We start from the raw sequence: 3615 nt of genomic DNA on the forward strand, positions 1-3615 counted from the left end.
GCTTCTTACTCCACTGGGCGGTCCGATCAAGGGGCAGTACTACTACCTGGTGATGATGATCGACTTCTTCAGCCGCAAGATCACCGGCTGGGAGGTATTCCTGGCCGAGTCGGCCCACAACTCCTGCACCGTGCTGGAACGGACGGTGCTGGCCGAGCAGATCATTGACAAGCCGCTGGTACTGCACGCGGACAATGGTAGCCCCTTCAAGGGCGCCACGTTGCTGGAGAAGCTGCATGAGCTCGGCATCACGCCATCGTTCAGCCGGCCGCGGGTCAGCAACGACAACCCCTACTCGGAGGCACTGTTCCGGACCTGCAAGTACCGGCCTTGCTACCCCGTCGACGGGTTTGCCACGCTCGACGATGCCCGCGAGTGGGTGGCTGGCTTCGTGCAATGGTACAACCACGAGCATCGCCACAGCGGGATCCGCCTGGTGACACCGGCACAACGACATGCTGGGGAGGATACCGAGGTGCTGGCCAAGCGCCATGCCATCAATCAGGCGGCCCGGGAGGCCAACCCCGCCCGTTGGAGCGGTAAGACGCGCAACTGGACGCCCATCGCTACCGTATCGCTCAACCCCGAGCGGGAGCTTCAGGTCACCGTTGTCGAACCGGAAAAACAGGTAGCCTAAATGACCTCAGAGGCGACATATTCCTTGACAACTACCGCCGAACGCGGCCAGCATTTGGGTATCCAGCCGGACGGGCCGGCCGCTGATCCTGATTCCCCGGCGCTGACCGGCAGAGATCAGGCCTACACTTCTTGGCCAGATAGTATATTATTTGGTTTTGGGCGCACCCAATGAATTGGGATACATCAAAAATCTTTAAAAAATATTGAGGTGTATTGGACTCAAAAAATTTGTGTTGTAAGGTGCGATATAAATAAACTATTCCATAAAGGTGTGGCCCCTATTGATTTTTCAGTTTTTATGGACTGGTTTCTGTCTGACTGCAGCGGATATTGCAAGGCGATAATGAATTAATCGGAAGAGGGCGTTATTCTTTTGGCAAAGGATGTTCAATAAAGCAGTTTAATGAACATGGTGTGCGGTTTTTTTGCATGGAAAGTATTTTTTTGTATTAAGGTGTGATAAATGTTGAATTTGCGGCAAATCGAAGCTTTTCGTGCACTAATGATATATCGGACCGTTACTCAAGCAGCCAAAGCAATGCATATTTCGCAGCCTGCCGCAAGCAGGCTTATATCAGATTTAGAATATAATGTTGGTTTTTCTTTATTCCATAGAGATAAAGGCAGGCTGCTTCCAACTCCAGAAGCAATGGCCTTTTTTGATGATGTGGAAAAAGTTTTTACTGGTCTTGATAAAATTGCCGAATCAGCAAAGGAGATTAAGGATTTTAGAACTGGGAGATTGTTTGTTGTTGGGATGCCTGCAATAGCCCATTGTTTGCTCCCCGAAGCGGTGAACAAGTTTTCAGTAAAAAATGAGGGCATTACAATAACACTCCAGTCTCACAGCTCTCAGAAAGTTTTAGACTGGATGGCAACACAGCAATGTGATATTGGTTTTATAGGCCTTAAGATTGAAGACCCATCAGTAAAAGTTATACATTTAAAGTCTAGTCCTATGAAAGTTGTCATGCCAAAGAATCATTGGATGGCAATGAAAGATACTGTAAGCATAGATGATTTTGAAGGAGAGAATTATATTTCTTTTGGCCAGAATCAAGACTCTCGCCCATTTGTTGACAAGATTTTTTCAGATAACAAAGTGCAGCGTAAAATAAGGCTGGACACACAACTTTCTAGTGTCGCGTGCGAGATGGTGTTGAACGGTGGTGGGGTTTCTATAGTGGACCCTTTGACAGCCAATTTATATGGTGAAAGAGGGTTGGTGGCAAAACCATTAAGTGAAGTAATCGAATTTCACTATAGTGCAGTGTTGCCGGGTTATAGGCCTCCGTCAATGCTAGCTACTAGCTTTCTCGACCTTGTGACAGCGATGTTAAATGAAGAGCTGGATTAATGCATTCGGATTTTCGGATGTTATCGTGAAATAGGCAGGCCGGGATATTTATGAGGCAGACCTGGAATGGAGGTGGCGAATAGTTTTATCGTGGAATCAAGAGGTTGTAAGGACTTGGTTCAAGAGGACTGATCGCCATTGTTGAGTCCCTAACGACATGGTCGCCCTCGTGCAGCGGCTCTGGGTGTGTCCACCGGAACGGTCAGTGTACGACCAGCGACAGTGGTGCCTTGCTGCTGCGTGAACCTGGCTTATTCATGAGGATGCCCAAAAGTACGCCATGGCCCCATGGCTTGTCGACTGAGTCGGGATCAGTGTGTTACCTGAGGAGCCCCCTTCTTATGCCTGTTTAAAAGGCTTTGCTGTCACATCTATAAGCTGAATGCATATGCAGTGGCCATTAGGCCAGCCGTGTTCGCCAGCCATCAGCATGGCCGCCTTAATCTCGAACATTCGTCACCGCTCAGCGCAACGCAGTCAATTTCGGTAGTCCCTTCAACAGCGTCGGCCACCATTTGTCGGCCGCATCGCCGAGCTGCACCGTGATACGCCGAGCGTGTAGCGATAAGGTTGCAGCCACCTTGAGCACCTGCTCGCGCATACGGCTCAGGCTCCAGCCCTGTCGGGTTTGCCGCTCCAGGAGGCAGCGTAGACCATGCAGCACTTGATACGCGTAGAGGCTCAACAGCAGGCTCACCTCATTGCGAGCCATCACATCCTGAACGGTGGAGGCACCGCGATCGGTCGATGAGAGGTGGACATCAAGCGCTGACTTCACCTCGCCCATATGCGCTTCGGCGCTGCCGCGCTTGCGGTAGAGCGCCAAGACCTTCTCCGGCGGCCAGTCGAAATTGCCGAGGTTGGTGACCAAGAAGAAGGCATGGAGCAGCAGGTCATCGGGACGTTCCTGCACCACCAGCACTACGCGCCGAGGTGTCGGCCAGGAACCGGCTTGGTACTCAAGGTCGTGACACCATTCGCGTGGCGCCTCGGGTGGGCGGCCTCGCGGGCGCCGTAGATAAGGCTCGGCCAACGCCTGAAGCCCCGTGTGACTGCGTAGCCGGCCCAGGTACTCAATATGGCGATCCTCCAGGGCCTCCAGCGTGTCGTTGTCGGTGAAACCGGCATCGATACGCACCCGAATCTGGGCCCCGGTACTCTCGTTGAGTCGCTGCACCAGGTGGGGAATCCAGGTATCGGCATTCTCAGCCGGGCCGGCGTTGCCCTCGCGCAGCAGCCCGCCGACCATATCGCCGGTTTCGGCCAGCGAGGCGACCAGCGGAGAGTAGATGCGTGAACTGGTCTAATTGGAGCGGACACCCCGGTAAGCCTCATACTGGAGGCATTGGTGGTGTTCATGACCAAGAAGACGCGACGTCGGTACTCCGACGAATTCAAGGCTGAGGCGGTCAACATGGTTCGAGGAGAGGGTTATGCCATCTCCGAGGCTGCCAGGCGGCTGGATATCGATCGCAGCCTGCTGGATCGCTGGTGTCGCCAGCAACGTGACCGGGAGGATGGTGTGACTGACGACCAGGCAGATGAGCGGGATGCCGAGATCAAGAACTTCGCGAAGAAGTTCGTAAGTTGCGGATTGGAAAGGAGGTTTTAAAAAAGGC

2 protein-coding genes and 2 pseudogenes are annotated in these 3615 nt (G+C 52.9%); 3 read left to right on the top strand and 1 reads right to left on the bottom strand.

The window, feature by feature from the left end; genetic code table 11:
- Both Q673_RS21520 and Q673_RS35775 read left to right on the top strand, forming a co-directional pair.
- A partial coding sequence (locus Q673_RS21520; protein WP_023004698.1) for an IS3 family transposase occupies positions 1-637 on the top strand: 637 nt, incomplete at its 5' end.
- Positions 638-1102: 465 nt separating this feature from the next.
- Positions 1103-1996 carry a LysR substrate-binding domain-containing protein gene (locus Q673_RS35775; RefSeq protein WP_081137666.1) on the top strand — a complete coding sequence of 298 codons (894 nt, stop codon included), beginning with the start codon at positions 1103-1105 and terminating at the stop codon, positions 1994-1996.
- A gap of 463 nt (positions 1997-2459) precedes the next feature.
- On the opposite strand, the pseudogene Q673_RS21525 reads toward Q673_RS35775, so the two are convergent.
- Positions 2460-3293: pseudogene (locus tag Q673_RS21525) on the bottom strand (IS1380 family transposase); the annotation flags it as partial.
- A 60-nt stretch (positions 3294-3353) separates the two neighbouring features.
- Between Q673_RS21525 and Q673_RS21530 the strand changes: the two are divergent.
- Positions 3354-3615 (top strand): annotated as a pseudogene (locus Q673_RS21530) (transposase); the annotation flags it as partial.

This window comes from Halomonas sp. PBN3 (assembly GCF_000475415.1).
Classification (GTDB): Bacteria; Pseudomonadota; Gammaproteobacteria; order Pseudomonadales; family Halomonadaceae; genus Halomonas; species Halomonas shengliensis.

What these genes read in the sequence shown, in the direction of transcription:
- Q673_RS35775 (WP_081137666.1), top strand. Translation starts at nt 1,103, where the DNA reads ATGTTGAATTTGCGGCAAATCGAAGCTTTTCGTGCACTAATGATATAT.